The organism is Roseivirga seohaensis (assembly GCF_001592945.1).
In the GTDB taxonomy this organism is placed as follows: domain Bacteria; phylum Bacteroidota; class Bacteroidia; order Cytophagales; family Cyclobacteriaceae; genus Roseivirga; species Roseivirga seohaensis.
In genome coordinates this window covers 234,405-250,082 of sequence record NZ_LRPB01000049.1, presented here as the reverse complement: position 1 = coordinate 250,082, position 15,678 = coordinate 234,405, and the positions used below count along the sequence as shown (strand labels likewise).

General features: G+C 40.7%; 23 protein-coding genes. 7 read left to right on the top strand and 16 right to left on the bottom strand.

The window, feature by feature from the left end; translation table 11 throughout:
* Positions 1-2: 2 nt before the first annotated feature.
* A complete protein-coding gene (locus tag AWW67_RS17960) occupies positions 3-986 on the top strand; it encodes a restriction endonuclease (RefSeq protein WP_221405280.1) in 984 nt (327 codons plus the stop codon).
* 160 nt (positions 987-1,146) lie between these two features.
* Here the strand turns inward: AWW67_RS17960 and AWW67_RS17955 are convergent, their stop codons facing one another.
* Positions 1,147-1,416, bottom strand: a complete 270-nt coding sequence (locus AWW67_RS17955; protein ID WP_062303519.1) for a hypothetical protein — start codon at positions 1,414-1,416, stop codon at positions 1,147-1,149.
* Between the two features lie 110 nt (positions 1,417-1,526).
* A complete protein-coding gene (locus tag AWW67_RS19235; protein WP_260311521.1) occupies positions 1,527-1,661 on the bottom strand; it encodes a hypothetical protein in 135 nt (44 codons plus the stop codon).
* A gap of 100 nt (positions 1,662-1,761) precedes the next feature.
* Between AWW67_RS19235 and AWW67_RS17950 the strand changes: the two genes are divergently transcribed.
* Positions 1,762-2,823: a tyrosine-type recombinase/integrase gene (locus tag AWW67_RS17950; protein WP_062303517.1), complete on the top strand. Its 1,062-nt coding sequence runs from the start codon at positions 1,762-1,764 to the stop codon at positions 2,821-2,823.
* On the opposite strand, the gene AWW67_RS17945 is transcribed toward AWW67_RS17950, so the two are convergent.
* The gene (locus AWW67_RS17945; RefSeq protein WP_062303516.1) at positions 2,810-3,070 is read right to left on the bottom strand and encodes a pyocin activator PrtN family protein; all 261 of its coding nucleotides are present in this window, start codon (positions 3,068-3,070) and stop codon (positions 2,810-2,812) included. The two genes, AWW67_RS17950 and AWW67_RS17945, sit on opposite strands and share 14 nt — an antisense overlap.
* A 251-nt stretch (positions 3,071-3,321) precedes the next feature.
* On the opposite strand from AWW67_RS17945, the gene AWW67_RS17940 reads away from it, so the two are divergent.
* The 3 genes from AWW67_RS17940 to AWW67_RS17930 are packed head-to-tail and all read left to right on the top strand — an operon-like array spanning position 3,322 to position 6,148.
* On the top strand, positions 3,322-4,164 hold the full coding sequence (locus AWW67_RS17940; RefSeq protein ID WP_141655502.1) for an ABC-three component system protein: 843 nt from the start codon (positions 3,322-3,324) through the stop codon (positions 4,162-4,164).
* A 3-nt stretch (positions 4,165-4,167) separates the two neighbouring features.
* Entirely contained in the window at positions 4,168-4,419 is a 252-nt protein-coding gene (locus AWW67_RS17935) for an ABC-three component system middle component 6 (RefSeq protein WP_062303513.1), read from the top strand.
* On the top strand, positions 4,406-6,148 hold the full coding sequence (locus AWW67_RS17930; RefSeq protein ID WP_062303511.1) for a DUF2326 domain-containing protein: 1,743 nt from the start codon (positions 4,406-4,408) through the stop codon (positions 6,146-6,148). Before AWW67_RS17935 ends, AWW67_RS17930 begins: the two co-directional genes overlap by 14 nt.
* Positions 6,149-6,450: 302 nt before the next feature.
* Here the strand turns inward: AWW67_RS17930 and AWW67_RS17925 are convergent, their stop codons facing one another.
* From AWW67_RS17925 to AWW67_RS17890, 9 genes are all read right to left on the bottom strand, one after another.
* Positions 6,451-6,924 (bottom strand): JAB domain-containing protein, encoded by a 474-nt coding sequence (locus AWW67_RS17925; RefSeq protein ID WP_062303510.1) that lies wholly within the window; start codon positions 6,922-6,924, stop codon positions 6,451-6,453.
* Positions 6,908-7,075 carry a hypothetical protein gene (locus AWW67_RS19125; RefSeq protein WP_176700079.1) on the bottom strand — a complete coding sequence of 56 codons (168 nt, stop codon included), beginning with the start codon at positions 7,073-7,075 and terminating at the stop codon, positions 6,908-6,910. Before AWW67_RS19125 ends, AWW67_RS17925 begins: the two co-directional genes overlap by 17 nt.
* A gap of 21 nt (positions 7,076-7,096) precedes the next feature.
* Complete coding sequence (locus AWW67_RS17920) at positions 7,097-7,831, bottom strand: N-6 DNA methylase (RefSeq protein ID WP_062303508.1); 735 nt, start codon at positions 7,829-7,831, stop codon at positions 7,097-7,099.
* Positions 7,832-7,833: 2 nt separating this feature from the next.
* The gene (locus tag AWW67_RS17915; protein WP_062303507.1) at positions 7,834-8,742 is read right to left on the bottom strand and encodes an ArdC family protein; all 909 of its coding nucleotides are present in this window, start codon (positions 8,740-8,742) and stop codon (positions 7,834-7,836) included.
* A 57-nt stretch (positions 8,743-8,799) separates the two neighbouring features.
* On the bottom strand, positions 8,800-9,228 hold the full coding sequence (locus tag AWW67_RS17910) for a single-stranded DNA-binding protein (protein WP_062303506.1): 429 nt from the start codon (positions 9,226-9,228) through the stop codon (positions 8,800-8,802).
* Positions 9,229-9,416: 188 nt separating this feature from the next.
* A complete protein-coding gene (locus AWW67_RS17905) occupies positions 9,417-9,827 on the bottom strand; it encodes a hypothetical protein (RefSeq protein ID WP_062303504.1) in 411 nt (136 codons plus the stop codon).
* 128 nt (positions 9,828-9,955) lie between these two features.
* Complete coding sequence (locus AWW67_RS17900) at positions 9,956-10,261, bottom strand: type II toxin-antitoxin system RelE/ParE family toxin (RefSeq protein ID WP_062303503.1); 306 nt, start codon at positions 10,259-10,261, stop codon at positions 9,956-9,958.
* Positions 10,245-10,535 (bottom strand): hypothetical protein, encoded by a 291-nt coding sequence (locus AWW67_RS17895; protein ID WP_062303501.1) that lies wholly within the window; start codon positions 10,533-10,535, stop codon positions 10,245-10,247. The genes AWW67_RS17900 and AWW67_RS17895 overlap by 17 nt, the downstream gene beginning before the upstream one ends.
* 118 nt (positions 10,536-10,653) lie before the next feature.
* Positions 10,654-10,890 (bottom strand): helix-turn-helix domain-containing protein, encoded by a 237-nt coding sequence (locus tag AWW67_RS17890; RefSeq protein ID WP_062303500.1) that lies wholly within the window; start codon positions 10,888-10,890, stop codon positions 10,654-10,656.
* A gap of 378 nt (positions 10,891-11,268) precedes the next feature.
* Between AWW67_RS17890 and AWW67_RS17885 the strand changes: the two genes are divergently transcribed.
* On the top strand, positions 11,269-11,826 hold the full coding sequence (locus tag AWW67_RS17885) for a hypothetical protein (RefSeq protein ID WP_062303498.1): 558 nt from the start codon (positions 11,269-11,271) through the stop codon (positions 11,824-11,826).
* Here AWW67_RS17885 and AWW67_RS17880 read toward each other — a convergent pair.
* Positions 11,823-12,617 (bottom strand): hypothetical protein, encoded by a 795-nt coding sequence (locus tag AWW67_RS17880; RefSeq protein WP_062303497.1) that lies wholly within the window; start codon positions 12,615-12,617, stop codon positions 11,823-11,825. The genes AWW67_RS17885 and AWW67_RS17880 overlap by 4 nt on opposite strands.
* Positions 12,618-12,858: 241 nt before the next feature.
* Here AWW67_RS17880 and AWW67_RS17875 point away from each other — a divergent pair, with 241 nt between their 5' ends.
* Complete coding sequence (locus tag AWW67_RS17875) at positions 12,859-13,374, top strand: hypothetical protein (RefSeq protein WP_062303496.1); 516 nt, start codon at positions 12,859-12,861, stop codon at positions 13,372-13,374.
* Between the two features lie 13 nt (positions 13,375-13,387).
* Here the strand turns inward: AWW67_RS17875 and AWW67_RS17870 are convergent, their stop codons facing one another.
* The 3 genes from AWW67_RS17870 to AWW67_RS17860 form a co-directional block, all read right to left on the bottom strand.
* A complete protein-coding gene (locus tag AWW67_RS17870) occupies positions 13,388-13,825 on the bottom strand; it encodes a hypothetical protein (protein WP_062303494.1) in 438 nt (145 codons plus the stop codon).
* 74 nt (positions 13,826-13,899) lie between these two features.
* Positions 13,900-14,721, bottom strand: a complete 822-nt coding sequence (locus AWW67_RS17865) for an SOS response-associated peptidase (protein ID WP_176700078.1) — start codon at positions 14,719-14,721, stop codon at positions 13,900-13,902.
* Between the two features lie 457 nt (positions 14,722-15,178).
* A complete protein-coding gene (locus AWW67_RS17860) occupies positions 15,179-15,673 on the bottom strand; it encodes a hypothetical protein (protein ID WP_062303491.1) in 495 nt (164 codons plus the stop codon).
* Between the last annotated feature and the right edge of the window lie 5 nt (positions 15,674-15,678).

The window sequence follows — 15,678 nt, the reverse complement described above, 5'->3', positions numbered from 1 at the left end:
ACATGGGAATAATTTGTGTAGCCAATAACCAAAGTTCAAAAATTAAAAAAAAGAGCAAATTAATTATGATTCCAGATTACCAAACCCTAATGCTACCAGTTCTAAAATCCTCTGCTAACGGAGAGATTTCAACATCTGAGGTTATAGATGATTTGGCAGAAGAATATTCACTCACACAGGAGGAACGAGAGGAGCTTTTGCCAAGTGGAAGACAAACAACTTTTTCGAATCGAGTTCATTGGGCGAAAGGTTATTTAAAGCAGGCTAACTTGGTTCAATACACTAAGCGAGGTTATTTTACTATTACTGAAGACGGCAGGAGAGTTTTAGCAAACGCACCTCAAAAAATTGACAATAAATTCCTTGAGCAATTTGAAGCATTCCAGGAATTTAAGAGTAGAAGGGGTACAAGAACTGACAATTCTAATGAGATTGAAAAGTCTAATGTAATTGAAGCTTCATCTACACCGGATGAGTTACTTCGTTCTTCGCACCAAACAATTACTGATACTCTTGCGGATGAACTCCTAAGTCGTATTCGTGAAGCCAAACCAATATTGTTTGAACATGTGGTGGTTCAATTATTATTGGCTATGGGCTATGGAGGGGCATCAGATAACCCCGGCAGACTTTTGGGGAAAAGTGGTGATGATGGGGTGGATGGTGTGATTGATCAAGATGCGTTAGGAGTAGATCAAATATATGTTCAGGCCAAAAGATATGGAGAAGGGAATAGTGTCGGTTCAGGTGCTATTCGTGACTTTAGCGGTGCATTGGATATGAAGAAAACTCAAAAGGGTATTTTCTTTACCACTTCCACTTTTAGCACTTCTGCTCATAACACGGCAAAAGCAATGGGTAAAAAAATTGTTCTGATTGATGGACAGAGGTTATCTAGGCTATTGATCAAATATAACATAGGTTGTGAAGATGAGCAGATCCTCCACATCAAGAAAATTGATGAAGAATTTTTTGACACCTTTTAAAGGCTAATTCTCGGGAAACCAACCGAGGTCAAAAGCAAAATTGATTAAGTAAATCAAGGCGAACACCCCTAAAAGGATGAGCCCAAAAATCATCTGATCCCGTCTTGAATTGTTGTATTTGCGTTTGCCTTTCATTATGTGTGTGAAATTGAGTGTTATTTTAATTCATTTTCCAGTTTCGATAGTCAAATCCACCTTTTCCTAGTTTCCAATCATTAAGTGTGTTTTTCATTCTTTCAATTACCGACATGACGGCTTTCTCAGTCAGTTCTTCGCCTTCTTCTTCGCACATGCCGATTATAGAAATAACAATATAGTCAGCCAATACGTGCGGAATTTCATGTTTGGGGATATTAGCTCCCCAAAAAGCATTTGTTGCCACTTGCATTATTTTCATGATTTCATCGTAGTTGTCCTTTTCGTCTTCCATAGTGTATGTCGAGTTTATAGAGCTTAAAAGTTTGAAGGATTGATCAAGATAACAAATAGTCAATAAAATGAAGTTGCCAACATATTGCCTACAGCTTTTTCAGAATTGTTTTATTTCAATGGGATATTACCAGAATTTGTCCAATCCATCATAGGGGCAACGGAAATATGCCTGTGCTTGAGATTTCCTTCTAAAGTGCAGGAATACTGGGGTTTTTGAGATTTTTCGTTCTTATCCGTTTTCATACATTTTCACACATTTTAGTACATTTTCTTGACAATTTGCCTACATATTGCCTACAGTAGGCAATGTAATAACCGCTAATTGGGGAAGGGAAATTAGCTAGTGCCGTACTTTAGTGTTTCTCCTCGAAATGGTAAATATTGTTGTCAGGTTAGATGGGTTCAGCCAGAAAGTGATGAGCGCAAATCCAAAAACAAGACCTTTAAAAATAAAGCATCCGCAAAAGCATGGGGAAAACTCCAGGTTGATCTGATTGAAAAGAGCATTTCCCAAGGTCAAGACTTCTCAAACAATCATACATCATTATTACTTCTTAGAGACTTATTGGAAAAATATCTATCTGATGAACACATTGGTATGGGTCGTTCTAAAAGATACTCTTTAGAAGCAATCAAAGAATTTGATATAGCGAACACAAAGCTTTCAAATCTTAAACCAAAGCATATCGTGGATTTTTGTAAGGAAAGAAAATCGGGTGGTGCATCTCCGGCAACTATTGCATGTGACATAAGCCATATAAGAGCGGTTTTGCGATCTGCAAAGGCACTATATGAGATTGACGTTAATACCTCATCAATCGTTGAGGCAATGCCGACACTACGAATTCTTGGGTTAATTGGGAAGTCAAACATTAGAACAAGAAGGCCGTCAAACAATGAGCTTCAAAAGCTCAGAAAAGGATTGGCCGAAAGGCAGAAACATACTTATTCAACTATACCTTTCACAGATATTCTGGATTTCTCAATTCTATCATGCATGAGGATATCTGAGGTATGTTCGATTGTCTGGGAAGACTTGAATGTTGATGAAAGTTGGGTTTGGGTGCGCAATAGAAAGGACCCCAGAAAGAAAGTTGGCAATCATATGAAAGTACCTCTCTTGGGGGATGCACTGAAGATTGTGCTGCAACAGAAGAGAAATGAAAAGGATAACAGAATTTTCCCTTATAACCCTCGTTCAGTAACGGCTGGATTTCAGAGAGTAAGAAATGAACTTAAAATCTCAGATTTGAGATATCATGATTTGAGAAGAGAAGGGGCATCTAGATTGTTCGAGTTAGGGTATTCAGTCGATCAGGTGGCGCAAGTCACAGGACACAGAGACTTAAACACATTGTGGCGGATTTATACAGACCTCAATCCAGATCGCCTCATTCTGAAATAACTCCAACCCATTCTTTCTTCGCTTCATTAGAGTTTTTTTCAATAAAGTGAGCGAGGTCCTGGATGTTTATCATCCAGGGTAATTTCTGGGATTTACCAAGCCTAAAGGCAGGGATTGGTAAAGTGCCTGATTTGGCCCTTTGTTTTGCCGTATTTTTGCTACAACCAAAGTAATCTCGACATATTTCCTCTAGAGGGATAATTGGAGACTCAAACTTCATCAAAAGCATCATTTCCAGTTTATTCATAATTCACTCCTTAAAACACATAGGACTATAGTCCTATTCAATGCATCGGTCAACAGTTTCTGTTCCAATTCTTTTAAAGTAGGATGTGGTAATACATGCAAAAATTGGTAATAATTGATTTTGATAATTAGTTTGCAGATTGTAAGAATTCAACAATGGATGACGCTCAGAGATATATAGCCAAAAAATGGTTTGAACTAGAAGTACATAAAAGAAACGGCCAGGCTTTTGAGGATTTCTTTAGTCTAATAATGAATAAAAAGTATCCCAATTTCAGAAGCATAAAGCCTTCTGGTAGAATTGGTGATAGAAAGAATGATGGGTTCGACCCATCTAGCGGTACTTATTACCAAGTTTATGCACCTGAGGACTCTAATGCCAAAGTAAGTGATGCTGTAAAAAAGTTAAAAACTGATTTTAAAGGATTGTATGATCAGTGGAATGATGCCTCGCCAATTAGTACATTTTCTTTTGTATTGAACGACAAGTATAAAGGGGTTCACCCGGATCTCGCTTTGGAGATTGAAAAATTAAAAAAAGAATACCCGAATATTCACTTTAAAATTACTATCCCAAGTGAACTGCAAAAGATGTGCTTTGAATTGGATGTAGATGATATTTACTCAGTTCTGGGCCACATACCTAGTCCTAATACAGACCTTTTCAATAACGTAGTTATGCAGGATGTTGTTAATTACCTGCTAAATGCTCAAGTTGATAATTTGAATGTTTCTTTTCCAGATAACCCAGACTTTGATCAAAAGATAAACTTTAATAGCCTTTCTAAACATACTGAAACATTATTGAGATCGGCATCTTTCAAAGAGGGTGATCTGAAAAAATACTTCAAATATGAGGACCCTATTATCAAAGAAAAACTTCGAAGTATATTCTCATCTTATTATAAGGAAGGCCGTTTACAATTTCCGGCTGATCAAGATTCTGACAAAGTCTTTTTCTATATTCTCGACAAAGCTTGTAAAGTTAGAACGCAGAGTATACAGAGCGCTGTCTTGGTTTTAATGGCATATTATTTCTCCTACTGTGATATATTTGAAGAACCAATAACACCAACTCAAGCTGAGCTTTTTTGAACAATGATTTTACCCACTAAACATATTAGAGTTTCTGAATCGTTGTTTGGCTTAGGGGCATATGTTCTCAGTTACATACAAATCAGACCTCTCAATATTGACGAACTCTGGAAAAAAGTCGTTAAGCTGAATAAGAGTAAGAGTTTTGATGCTTATCACGGTTTTGATGATCTTGTATTAACCCTCAATTATCTCTATGCAATTGGTGCTATTGATTTAGATACAGAAGACAGAATCTACAATGCGATTAATTGAGTTAAGGTCAAATAAGAAGTCTTTTAGGACTATCCCATTTAATCGAACTGGGATTAGTTTAATTGTCGGCAAAAAACATCAAACAAACGAGACCCTAGTTAACCGCAAAAACACCTATAATAGCGTTGGTAAGTCGCTTTCAATCGCTTTAGTTCATTTTTGTCTAGGGTCTAATCCTAACTTAGAATTTGAAGAAAAGTTAAATGATTGGGAATTTACACTTGAGTTTGAAATTGGTGAGAAAAAATTTATCGCAACAAGAAAGTGTAAAGAACAAAATAAGGTTTTTTTAAATGAGAAAGAATATTCTCTACAAGACTATAAGGACTATTTAGAATCGAAAGTCTTTAAGCTTCCAGAGCCAATCAAATTCCTAAAATTTAGGAGTCTAATTTCAAGATTTATTCGCCCGAATAAATTTGGGTATAACAGCTACTATAAGTTCATCAATAAAGAACAAGATTACCCCCAACTCTTGAATAATGCATTCTTACTGGGTTTGGATCCTTATTTGGTTCAAAGAAAGGCTGAATTAAAGGATGAAATAGACGATATAGATAAAAGAAGAAAGGGGATTGAGAACGATGAAATTATGAAGTCCTTCTTTGAAGAAGGAGAAGACATTGAAATAGACATTTATGACCTTAAGCAAAACATTGAACTTTTAGAGAATAGACTTAAAGGCTTTCAAGTCGCAGAAGATTATCACGAAATAGTTGAAGAAGCAGACCATTTGAAGCGGCAAATACAAGAATACGAGAACAGAGCTGAGAGGATAAAGAGAGCTATCTACAATATTGATCAGAGCTTAGAAATCCAGCCAGATGTTTCAAGAACAAAAATTGAAAATTTTTACAAGCAGGCAAGACTGGAGTTGCCGGAAATGGTTATAAAAAGACTGGATGAGGTACAGAGCTTCAATGAAAAATTAACGGATAATCGGGGGCGGAGGTTATTTAAGGAGAAGCAAAGTTTTGAAAAGGAATTACATGATATAAGTGAAATAATAAGAACCCTAGGCAGGAAAAAGGATGAAAAACTTGGCTACTTAAACACCAAGGGCGCTCTTGATGAATTCACCAACATGAATGATCAATTAAGGAGTTTCAAATTAAGGCTTGAGAAATTAGAGCAATACAAAAACCTAATCAATGAATTCAAAAATAAACAGGAAGAATTTACAAAGGAATTCAGCGATGAGAATATTAAAACGAATAACTACCTAAACGATCAGTCCGACCTGATAAGAAAGAACATCAAATTATTTAAGTTTTTTGCTGATCAATTCTATGGAAAGAAAAGAGCTGGAATTGAGATTCACAACAATGATGGTAAGAATAAAAATAGGTTTGATATTAAAGCGAAAATTGATGACGATAAGGGGGATGGTGTTAACTATATTAAGATCTTCTGCTACGATTGGACAATGCTGAAAGGCCAAAATAATCATACAGTTAAGTTTCTATTTCATGATGGAAGGTTGTTATCTGAAATTGACCCTCGCCAGGTAGCCACTTTATTCGAAATAGCACATAAGCAAACTCAAGAATTTAACCTTCAATACATTATTTCGGCAAATGAAAATGTACTGGAAGCCACTAAACAATATCTTGGAGAGGAAAAGTATTCTGAAATTATCGAAGAAAATACTGTTCTTGAACTGACAGATGAGTCAGAAGCTCACAAACTGTTAGGGGTTCAGGTTGAACTTGATTACGATAAGGAATAGTTCATGTTTGATCGCCTTAGACGTGATGTCTGTAAGTAAACTGAAGCAGGATTGTATTCCTATCAAGAGGTGCATTATGAGGTCAATGAACTTTGGATTTTGAGCTTGAACCAAGACCAATCACTAGACAAAAATTGAGGTTGGCTATTCCATATTTAAACAGCATTATTATCTGACCCCTTGGATGAAAAATTGCCATGAAGATTTTTTCTCCATGGCAACTTCAGGTGGTGGGAGTCTGAAACAAATTCAGGCTGATGTTAGATTATTCTGATGGCTTCTAATGTCAAGGGTGGGCCGGACTATGGTATGTGTCCCTCATTTGCCATAGAGTAATAGCCTTCTTCACTGATGATCAAATGATCAGCCAGAGTGATTTCCAATAACCGACCGGCTTCATGGAATTTCTTGGTGAGGGATATATCGGCATGGCTGGGCTTCAGGTTTCCGGAAGGGTGGTTGTGGGACAGGATGATAGCTGAGCATCGTCTTTTGAGGGCAGTTGCAAACACTATTCTGGGATCAATGACCGTTCCAGATAAGCCGCCTTTGGATACGGTTGAAATCGACATGAGCCTAAAGCGTGTATCGAGAAACATGACCTTGGCTTCCTCAACAAGGGAAATTTGATCATCATCCCAGTGGGCTCTCAATATCTTGTAAGCGCTCTCAGCACAATCAATCTTGGGTCGGTCATCGGCTCTTGTTTTGTTTCTGTAAACAAGCCTCACCTCTTCAAATACACCAAACGGACCTCCCTTATTCTTCTGCGACATTGTAAATCTCCCAACTTCCAGCATCTTCAATTTCTATGAATTCGCTACCACATAACTCCTTTGCTTTTTGATAGGCTTCCTCTTCCGAATTGGCTGTGATTTTGACTTGTAGATAGGTACGCATTTCGGCTATGGCTTTATAGGTTTTCATTCATTTTCCTTTCGTTTTGATTTAGAAAAGTGTGAGTTGATGGGCTGGCTCTGTGGTCTTGCCCCGTGCTTGTTTGTCAAATTCAGGTGTCTTGATTTTCGGGGCTTCAAACCAGAGTTGAGATTGCTCCTTTTCAATGGGTGTAATGCCAAGCCCATCCATGTTGATGTGCCAGCCTCCAAACCACTCCATGCTTAAAGAGTTCATCCAAGCGACTTCCCCCTTTAGCCCGTTAAGAAAGAAATTGAGGGTTGCCATTTTTGCGCAGGTGCCTGAATTGTCCGCACCATAGAAATAATTGCGGTAGTTGATCTTGGCTGCACTCAAGAGCATGCGCCCTGATCCGCAGGCAGGATCTTGAATCCTTTTGCCCTCGCCCTCAATGCCTGCCAAGTTCATTCGTGCCATCATGTCGCACACAGGCTCAGGCGTGAAATACTGCCCGTTCTGGCCTCTTGTGATCTGCTGCATGAAGAATTCGCCAAGTATATCGGAATAGGGATTTTCATAGACATTCAACTGTAAGAGGCCTAAGGCCTTGCTGAATTCTTCAAGCTCTTCCTTTTTGTAGGGCTTGATCGTCTCAAGGTAGAGGCGTTCATTCACCTCGTCTTTTTCCTGCAGCCGGCTTTTGATATTGGTGGAATGATATGAGCAAATCCCCATGGTCAAAAGGTCGTTGAATACACGGGCTAAATCATGCCTTCTGCCCATTTGGTTCATTTGCTTGGTAAGTTCATTAAAGTAATCGGTCATGGCTAGTTTTCTCCCATGACCAATTGATCCAGATAATCAACCGCTTTGGCTGCCTGTGCAGATGCTTTGAAGATGAAGGTTTTGTCATCCTTCAAGGCTTTCAACCAGCTCTTGATATAAAGCGCATGATTTGGGGGATGGCTCTGGGCAATGCCATGATGCGCACAAAGGAATGCTGCGCCAAGTTCGGCAACCAGCTCTTCAAACGCATATTTTTCGCGCTCCTTTTGGTTGTGGGCCAAGTCGCGCTCAAGCCTATGCTTTGCACCTGTCCAATGGGTCAATTCGTGGAGGAGGGTGGAATAGTAGTTCTCTGTGGCGGTGGATTGTTCACTATCCAGAAAAAGCCGTGTTTCGGGCATCTGGATATAGTCTTCCATCGGGCTAAAATAAGCTTCATCTCCACCATGGCGAATGTCTGCCCCTGTGCCGTTGCAAAACTCATCGACCAAAGATATGCGCTCAACATTGTCTGTCTGGATATCTGCTGGAGTCGATTCCGGCTCAAAATTCTCGACCTGATTGGCATTGAAAACAGTGTAGAGCCTGAGCATCGGGATTTTATGGGTCTCAGTTTCACCTTTGCTGTTTTCTTCTGTTTTTATCAGGCTTTTGTAAAAAATGATCTGTGTGCCTTTCTCGCCTTTTTTGACATTCGCGCCCTTGTCCTTCCATTGCTTGAAGCTCGCCCAATGGTTCGAGCTGAACTGCTTGGCTTGTTGGTTAAACCAAAGGTTTAGAATGTTGATCCCTTGATAGTGGTTTTTTGTGGTTGGGTTTACCGGCAGGCCTTTGGCTGCAAGGCTGGCGAATGGTGGCTGGTAATTGTTCAAGTCAACCTGATCGAGCAGGCTTATGATCTGATCTGTGACCTGCTGGTGGATATCTGTTTTGTTCTTTGCATAAGACATGAATGCGCTCCATCAAAAAAAGAGGGAAAGCCATTGAAATGACTTTCCCTTTTAGGTTTAGGCTGGTTGTGGGTTTGCTTCTGAGGCTTGGCCTTCTTCAGGCACTTGCTCGGTTTTCTCTTTCTTCAAAACCACCTTGTATGCGAATGTGGTGACGGCTGTATCCTTGTAGCCTTCGACCGTGTCGATGGATCGGGAACTGTCTTCGCCTTTGATATAGACCCAATCGCCTTTCTTGAGGTTCTGGGCTATGGCGAAAGCATCTTTAAGGTTGCTTGATACAATGATGTTGAAATAGTTGGCCATGTTTTGAACTTCGCCTTTGGTGTCCAAAAACTCCTTGTTTGTGGCAATTCTGAACTTGGCAAATTTTCCATCACCGATCAGCTCGGCATCCTTCACAAGGTGGCCAGATTTCATGCTGATATTGGTATCAGCAAAAAGGGTTTCAGTTGATTGTGTTTCGTTGGTTTCAGTGTTTGACATATTTTATCTCCTTTATGTCGTTGGTTAAAAATCCCTTTGGAAAAGGGTTATGGGGTCGCCATAACCCCTGCCATGTGGCGAACAGGGGGTGAGCAAGGGACAAGGCCTGGACAAACCGAGGGGGATCACCCGCTTTGCACAAGCCCGAAGGGTGCGGAAAAGCGGGGATACGGTTTGAACAGCTCGTATTAGCCTTGCCCGCGCGAGGGGGAACGCCCTAAAGCATGCATTGGATAGTCGTCTTCAAGGGAATTTGAATTTAGGTCTGCATTGACTGCCCGGCTTTCCTGAATGGAAGAGGAGGCCAAAGCTATAAGATCGGCCATGCTTGGCGTAGTGCCGTTTAATAGAACTTCCCGCAATTTATTGGAATAGATATCAAGGGCCTTGTGCCAGTCGATATAGTGCTCACCTGAAAGGTCCTCGATTTTATCAAACACCTGGGCGGCATCGGCACAGATTGTCCATAGGTTGTTTTTATCAGGCATTTCACCGCTCATTCTCAGCTTGTTTTCGAGCCTTGAGAGGGTAATTGGGTCGTGGTGTATAAAACCTGAAATCCGGGCTACCATTTCTCCATAGTACAGTGTATTGTTCATCCTTTGTTCCTTTCTTGAATGTTATAAGATTAAATTCCTATTGCTAGGCCAGGAACAAGTCATTAGTTGACTGCCAACAGGGAGTCAAGGAGAAAAAGGAATAAATTCCTACTATGGTGTGGGGAGGACTAGAGCTTGTACAGGAAGTTCATACGGCCATGAAGGACACGCACAACATATATGGTGTCTTCTTCTACACGGTAAACCATCACATGCTCTCCGACATTCCAGGAAAGATAGGGTTCAGGTACGTCTCTGCGTTTATGGCCGGAGTAGGGGTTCTGGATAAGATGCTCGAAAGCACCGTTCAATAACCCCTCATATTTCTTCCATTGGGCTTCACCGAATTCCGAATAGGTATAGGCCTGAATATCGATCAAATCGTCATAGGCTTCATGGGAGAGTTCCAGATTGAATTTAGCCTTTGACTTCACGCTTCACGGACTTTCCGGACAGAGCAGCTTGCTTGCCCTTTTTTGAGATTTCAGAAATAAGGCCAGGTGTGTAGGAAAAAGTACGGCCATTGGCAATGTCTTCCTCACCCTTGGCCAAAGCAGCCTGAATGCCCGACAAACGAAGCTTTTCTTCTTCCTTCATCTGGTTCAAGATAGCATGCTCTACAGCAGCTGTGATAGACCTGAATAGTCCGGCATCCACCTGACTTTTTAGATAACGCTCATAAGGATCGCTCAAATCAATACGTGCCATAAGTAACTCCTTTCTTCTTTCATTATACACAAATAGTGCACCAATAGTACAGTATTACTGTAGTAAAACTACAGATATTTTGTATAGGTTCAAATATTATGTACTTGGTGCACACAGACTATGTGCCCTTAAAGAAGTCTTCGAGTGTGATTTTATGGACATCCAAGACACGAAGAAGGGTTTTGATTGTAAAGTTGGCCGTTCCTGCTTCCAGCTTCCAATATTGCTTGGGCTGCATGTTGACATGATGGATTGCAAATTTGACATAGCCTCCCTCAAAGCTTTCCTCACGTAGCTTTTTCAGGCGTTCACCTATTGCCTTTAATGCATCATCTATCGCTTCCCCTTCCTTCATAAGAATGGCTAAAGGAGTATAAAAGCGTCTTTAAAATCAGCGTTTTATAAAACGCTATTTCATATTTTTAACTATATTGCGTCTTATAGAACGCAATTGATTATAAACCCTTAAACGCAAAATCATGAAAAAGGTGAAATGTACGATGTGCAGTGGAACGGGTGGGATTCATAGCCCTTCAACAGGTATGGCTACTTGCCCGGACTGTGGAGGCAAAGGATACAACTATGTATAAAAAAAAGAGGGCACGTTTGCGCTCCTCCTTTCTCTCTAATGCACACGGATACTATTTATTAAAATCTTAACGGAAGTTAAGCATTTGATTGCGCAATACGAACATTAAATGATATAAAAGAAAGGTAATAATAGGATCAAGATATGAAACCAGCAAAGAAAATAGCCACAGGAATTGCCGCATTAGGGTTGATATTCACCCTGAATGCCAAGGCGCAAGACACTGCGAATGACAATCGTGTAGCCTTCAATGATGCCTCTGGTAAATCCAAGGTTGAGGCCGCTAAAAAGCAGGTCATGAACTCCCCTGTTATTTTTGAAGGTGATGCCGGTGATGCAACACTGGCGTCTTACGACAAAAAGATGGCGATCCATATTATTGGGCGCAATGAAGGTAAAATGTCTGCCGAAGAATATGCCAAATTATTGGCCAATGCATTTGCTGATAGAAAATTTACAGACAAGCCCATGTACATCACCGTGACCTATGAAGAGCGTGACGAAGATGGTAAGACCCTCGCCTCAATCTATATGGATGGCCTTTCCTATAAAACCAAAGAGGGTTATAACCTATTTACACCTGAACAAATAGGTGGTGCTGGCGCTATTCAGGCGATAGGAAATATTTTCGTTGAAAGACACGGAGATCAAAACGTTCTAAAAGACGGTGTTAGCCCAACACTAATCGTTGGATTGAACTAGTTGAATAATGATGGCGCAGAGTTCTTCTGACCGAACAAACCTGCATCTTGGTTGTTTTCCAGTTCTTGACTCGGCTGACTATCTAAATCTGGAGCTACTTTATTGAATGTCTCGTTTAAAAGATTCGTCCGTTCAGCTTTATTGTTTATAGAATGAAAGGCAGTCGCATCATTCTCAATAGCCACGTCCTTTAGCATTCCATCAAAATCAAAGCCCAATGCGCTTGCTCTATATTTAATCGCATCCAACTTTTCCATCTCGGCCTCAGCCAGTGCTGGGCGCTCTTGTCCTAATTCTTGTGCTCTTTCTTTATACTCCAATGCCAATTCTCTGATTTCAGCTCTAAGCACGGCTTGCGTATCCAATTCACCCTGATTGCGCCTTTGTGCTTCTTCAATCAATTCTTCAGGATTCATGGCATCAACTTCGTCCGCATCCATGTGATAATCTTCAATGAAGATCAATCTTAAGGTCGCAAAATCTCCATCTTGAACACAATTGTTCATTCTTTTTTGACGATCACGGCTTTGTCTGTACTCATCCATCTTGTCTTTAATGTCATCAAGAATATCCCCCATTTTCGCCTGTAGACCTTGGATATAAAGCAAGTCCATCAATTCTTTTTGCTTTTTCTGTTCCTTGCTTTCCGCAAGTGCCGCTTGACCATCTGCTGCCGATCCAACAGAACGAACACCTGCATTATCAGCCTCACCTTTTAAGGTAAGGTCAAAGCGGTGCCGGTTATCTTGCTCAGCTTCTAAATGAACTTTGTTTATTTCTTTGTCAGACACGGTTTACCCCTTCAATTGCCCCCAATTGTCCTTTCAGACACAATAAGGATAGCAAAACAGGGTAAATACGGATTTAACTTTAGATAAAATTGTATATACTTTTCAATGGTTTACAAAAGGTTATTAAACCACCGTATTTGTCTAAAATTTTATCTATTCACTGTGGCGTTGTTGGTTTGAAATATTTGGGGTTATCCTGCTATACTTCCTGGTAATACGAATTATCCATTATGGATGAGAAATGCCCGAATATATACAGATAAAGCAGGCTGTTAGAGACCATATCCTTTCCGAGATCAAGCGCACGGGAATAGGGCCGCAAAGGATTTTGAAGGGTCATAAAGAAGCCCGTAAGCTTGGACTGACCTCCGGCATTATTTACCGCATTACTGGACAGAACGGGAAGGCTGACACTGCCAGAGAAGACCATATCAGGCTGGCTTTAGAGTTATGGCAGGACACACCAGATAAGAAGATAAAAGAGGCGAAGCCTAAAAGCTCAGAATTTAGGAAAACCGAACCAATAGCTATTTATAAGCCACCATCATACGGCTATGAACCAATTACAATTGAGTTTCTGGACATGCTGAAAAGGGAAGAGCTGCGGACTGGAGTGAAGGCCGAAGACTTGGTCAAAGAAGCGGGGGTTGATGTCAAACCACATGTGGTGAAGGCCTGGAAGAGTGGAAGGACGAAGAGTGCCGATCCAGAGATTATCAAAGGGATTATCGGTGCTTTTAAAAATATAGTGGCATGAAATAGAGGAGGGACTATTTTGAAGCTTTCTTGCCAAAAATATTCTGGTTTCTCAATTCCCTGGCATTTCGTACAAACTCTAGAAGCCATGATCTGCGTTTGGAGTCATTAACGTAAGCTTTCAAGAGCCCTGGGAACTTCTTTAATATCTGTTCAAGCCTCTCCCAACTGGTTGTTGTCCACTCGTGATGAGTTCCAAATTCGCTTTCGGCTCTAACAACGAACTGCACCTTTCGAAACTCAGGGCGATGTGTCTCATGGAGTGGTCTGATGAGGTGAACGTCATTCAAAAGCCAATCTCGTACGCTTTCATCTATTTCTTTCTTTCCTCCATCATCGACATAAACGTAATGCTTTCCAGCATCGAAAGTGATCTTCAGAAAGAATTCCTTCTCATCGATATTATCCGGTGATCTGAGCTTGGCTAAGAATTTGCCTTCCTGAAACTTCATTGGACAAAGCTAAATAAATTAGATGTTAGCTAATATATTTAGTTTACTAAAAATACTACAAATACAGCCAGTGCCTAAAAAAGAGTGCCCTGAGTTTCAGTGCCGGGGTATTGGGCCCAATTTGTACCAAGCTCCTCATAAGCAATCTGCTCCTGAACTTCCGGGATATTAGAATTCACTTTACGACTTTTGAGGCCTTGTCTAACAGTAATTGCATTCATCCCATCCATAGGGAATGGCTCACAAAATTTCAGGACATCTTTATAGTTCATTTCACCATCCAGCCAGTTTGACCATTCCTCAGGCGTTAGCATTACAGGCATTCTTGGGCCGCTATGTGCATCCGGGTTGTTATGAATGACCTTCATCATGGGATTGGGCCGTGTGGTAATGATTGTGCAGGTATCTACTACTTCTCCAGTCTCAGGATCGGTCCAGGTGTCATGTAAGCCTGCAAAGGCAAATACGGGATAGTCTTTCAGTGTGATGTAGTGGGGATAGGTAACCTTCTTTCCTGAGAGATGATAAAACTCGTAAAAGCCTGAGGCAAGGATCAGGCAACGGTTTTTCTTGTAGAGCCTCTTCCATGTTGTTTTCTCAGCCAATCCCTCTGCCATGGCATTAGCCGTCTTGGAGTAATAGTTCCCGAAATCATAGGGATGAAGCTTTCTGCCGTTTTTCTCAATGTATTTTGCAAAAGGAGGGATCAATCCCCACCGCATCATCTGGACTTCACCAGGTCGGCTTTGAGCGATGACCGGCAATTCAGGATGCCAATCGCCATAGGCATCGAGGAAATAGAAGGCTCTCGTTCCGCTCTCCAACATTTCCTGAAACTCGTTTCCGGAAAGCGTTCGATAGATTTCCTGAATGTCCGACCATTCCTGATGGGACATATTTGCAGACATTGAATAACACATAAGCCAAGCTTTTTATCAAAAATAAAAGTTTATCGCAAAACTGTCTTGGATCACTGACGTCCTAAGTATTTCACACCTCCCCATTATCTTTCCTTAGGCCGTCAATTGCTAAGCCCAAGAAATAAGCCAAGAGGAAACGGAATAAACATGCATGGCCTTTTTTGAGCGTTGGCTTTATGCCGTAGTCTCTTGGTGTTTACTTGGGCGGGGCTAGCTTTGCCTATTCGGAAAGAAATGGAATTCGATAGTGAATCTATAAAGCACTTAACGATTAGAATAATTTCCTCATTGATGGATATCTAGCGTTAGGGATAGAGAAGGCTACCATGTAGCTGCGATAGCCCGACCCGAAGGGGAACGCCAAAAAGAGAAACGTTCATATCACCTTCAGAAAATCGGATGAACCGCGAGCATTATCGTTATTCAAAATCGGCTACTTCTCAATGTCCAATCCTTTATCTTTTGATTGATCAGGTTCATTTGTCTTCTGACTTTCCTGATTATAAATTTTATTCAAGTTGTTATTTTTCTTGTAGTATTCGCCAGCTTCACGCACCACATTATTTCGAAGGTTTTGGTCCTGAAGTTCATGACCCTGCTTAAGGGTGTCATAGTCGGCCTGCGGTAGTCCTGCTCTTTGTCCTTGAGCGTAATGAACTGCGCCTTTTATCCTGTCTGCATCCTTTTGCTTTATTTCATCCATGTATTTGTCTTTCATCCTCTGAAATGCAAAATAGTCGTCTACATTCTCTTCAATGTTGGTTTTGCTGTAAGTATCAAGCTTTTCGATAAGCGCATGATGAGATAAATCCGGATCTTCAACTGCTTTTTCCTTATGTTTAGAACTGTACTCTTTTTTCGTGCTGGATGAGAATTCATCCTTAACGGGCTTTTGATTGGAAAGCCCATTTTGATCTTTCTTTTTCAAGGTTT

Bases quoted from the DNA above. Each gene is read 5' to 3' on its own strand.
- AWW67_RS17915 (WP_062303507.1), bottom strand. From the start codon at position 8,742: ATGTCTTATGCAAAGAACAAAACAGATATCCACCAGCAGGTCACAGAT.
- AWW67_RS17955 (WP_062303519.1), bottom strand. From the start codon at position 1,416: ATGGAAGACGAAAAGGACAACTACGATGAAATCATGAAAATAATGCAA.
- AWW67_RS17935 (WP_062303513.1), top strand. From the start codon at position 4,168: ATGATTTTACCCACTAAACATATTAGAGTTTCTGAATCGTTGTTTGGC.
- AWW67_RS17945 (WP_062303516.1), bottom strand. From the start codon at position 3,070: ATGAATAAACTGGAAATGATGCTTTTGATGAAGTTTGAGTCTCCAATT.
- AWW67_RS17940 (WP_141655502.1), top strand. From the start codon at position 3,322: ATGAATAAAAAGTATCCCAATTTCAGAAGCATAAAGCCTTCTGGTAGA.
- AWW67_RS17895 (WP_062303501.1), bottom strand. From the start codon at position 10,535: ATGGCACGTATTGATTTGAGCGATCCTTATGAGCGTTATCTAAAAAGT.
- AWW67_RS17910 (WP_062303506.1), bottom strand. From the start codon at position 9,228: ATGTCAAACACTGAAACCAACGAAACACAATCAACTGAAACCCTTTTT.
- AWW67_RS17960 (WP_221405280.1), top strand. From the start codon at position 3: ATGGGAATAATTTGTGTAGCCAATAACCAAAGTTCAAAAATTAAAAAA.
- AWW67_RS17875 (WP_062303496.1), top strand. From the start codon at position 12,859: ATGCCCGAATATATACAGATAAAGCAGGCTGTTAGAGACCATATCCTT.
- AWW67_RS19235 (WP_260311521.1), bottom strand. From the start codon at position 1,661: ATGAAAACGGATAAGAACGAAAAATCTCAAAAACCCCAGTATTCCTGC.
- AWW67_RS19125 (WP_176700079.1), bottom strand. From the start codon at position 7,075: ATGAAAACCTATAAAGCCATAGCCGAAATGCGTACCTATCTACAAGTC.
- AWW67_RS17870 (WP_062303494.1), bottom strand. From the start codon at position 13,825: ATGAAGTTTCAGGAAGGCAAATTCTTAGCCAAGCTCAGATCACCGGAT.
- AWW67_RS17905 (WP_062303504.1), bottom strand. From the start codon at position 9,827: ATGAACAATACACTGTACTATGGAGAAATGGTAGCCCGGATTTCAGGT.
- AWW67_RS17890 (WP_062303500.1), bottom strand. From the start codon at position 10,890: ATGAAGGAAGGGGAAGCGATAGATGATGCATTAAAGGCAATAGGTGAA.
- AWW67_RS17865 (WP_176700078.1), bottom strand. From the start codon at position 14,721: ATGTCCCATCAGGAATGGTCGGACATTCAGGAAATCTATCGAACGCTT.
- AWW67_RS17920 (WP_062303508.1), bottom strand. From the start codon at position 7,831: ATGACCGATTACTTTAATGAACTTACCAAGCAAATGAACCAAATGGGC.
- AWW67_RS17885 (WP_062303498.1), top strand. From the start codon at position 11,269: ATGAAACCAGCAAAGAAAATAGCCACAGGAATTGCCGCATTAGGGTTG.
- AWW67_RS17925 (WP_062303510.1), bottom strand. From the start codon at position 6,924: ATGTCGCAGAAGAATAAGGGAGGTCCGTTTGGTGTATTTGAAGAGGTG.
- AWW67_RS17930 (WP_062303511.1), top strand. From the start codon at position 4,406: ATGCGATTAATTGAGTTAAGGTCAAATAAGAAGTCTTTTAGGACTATC.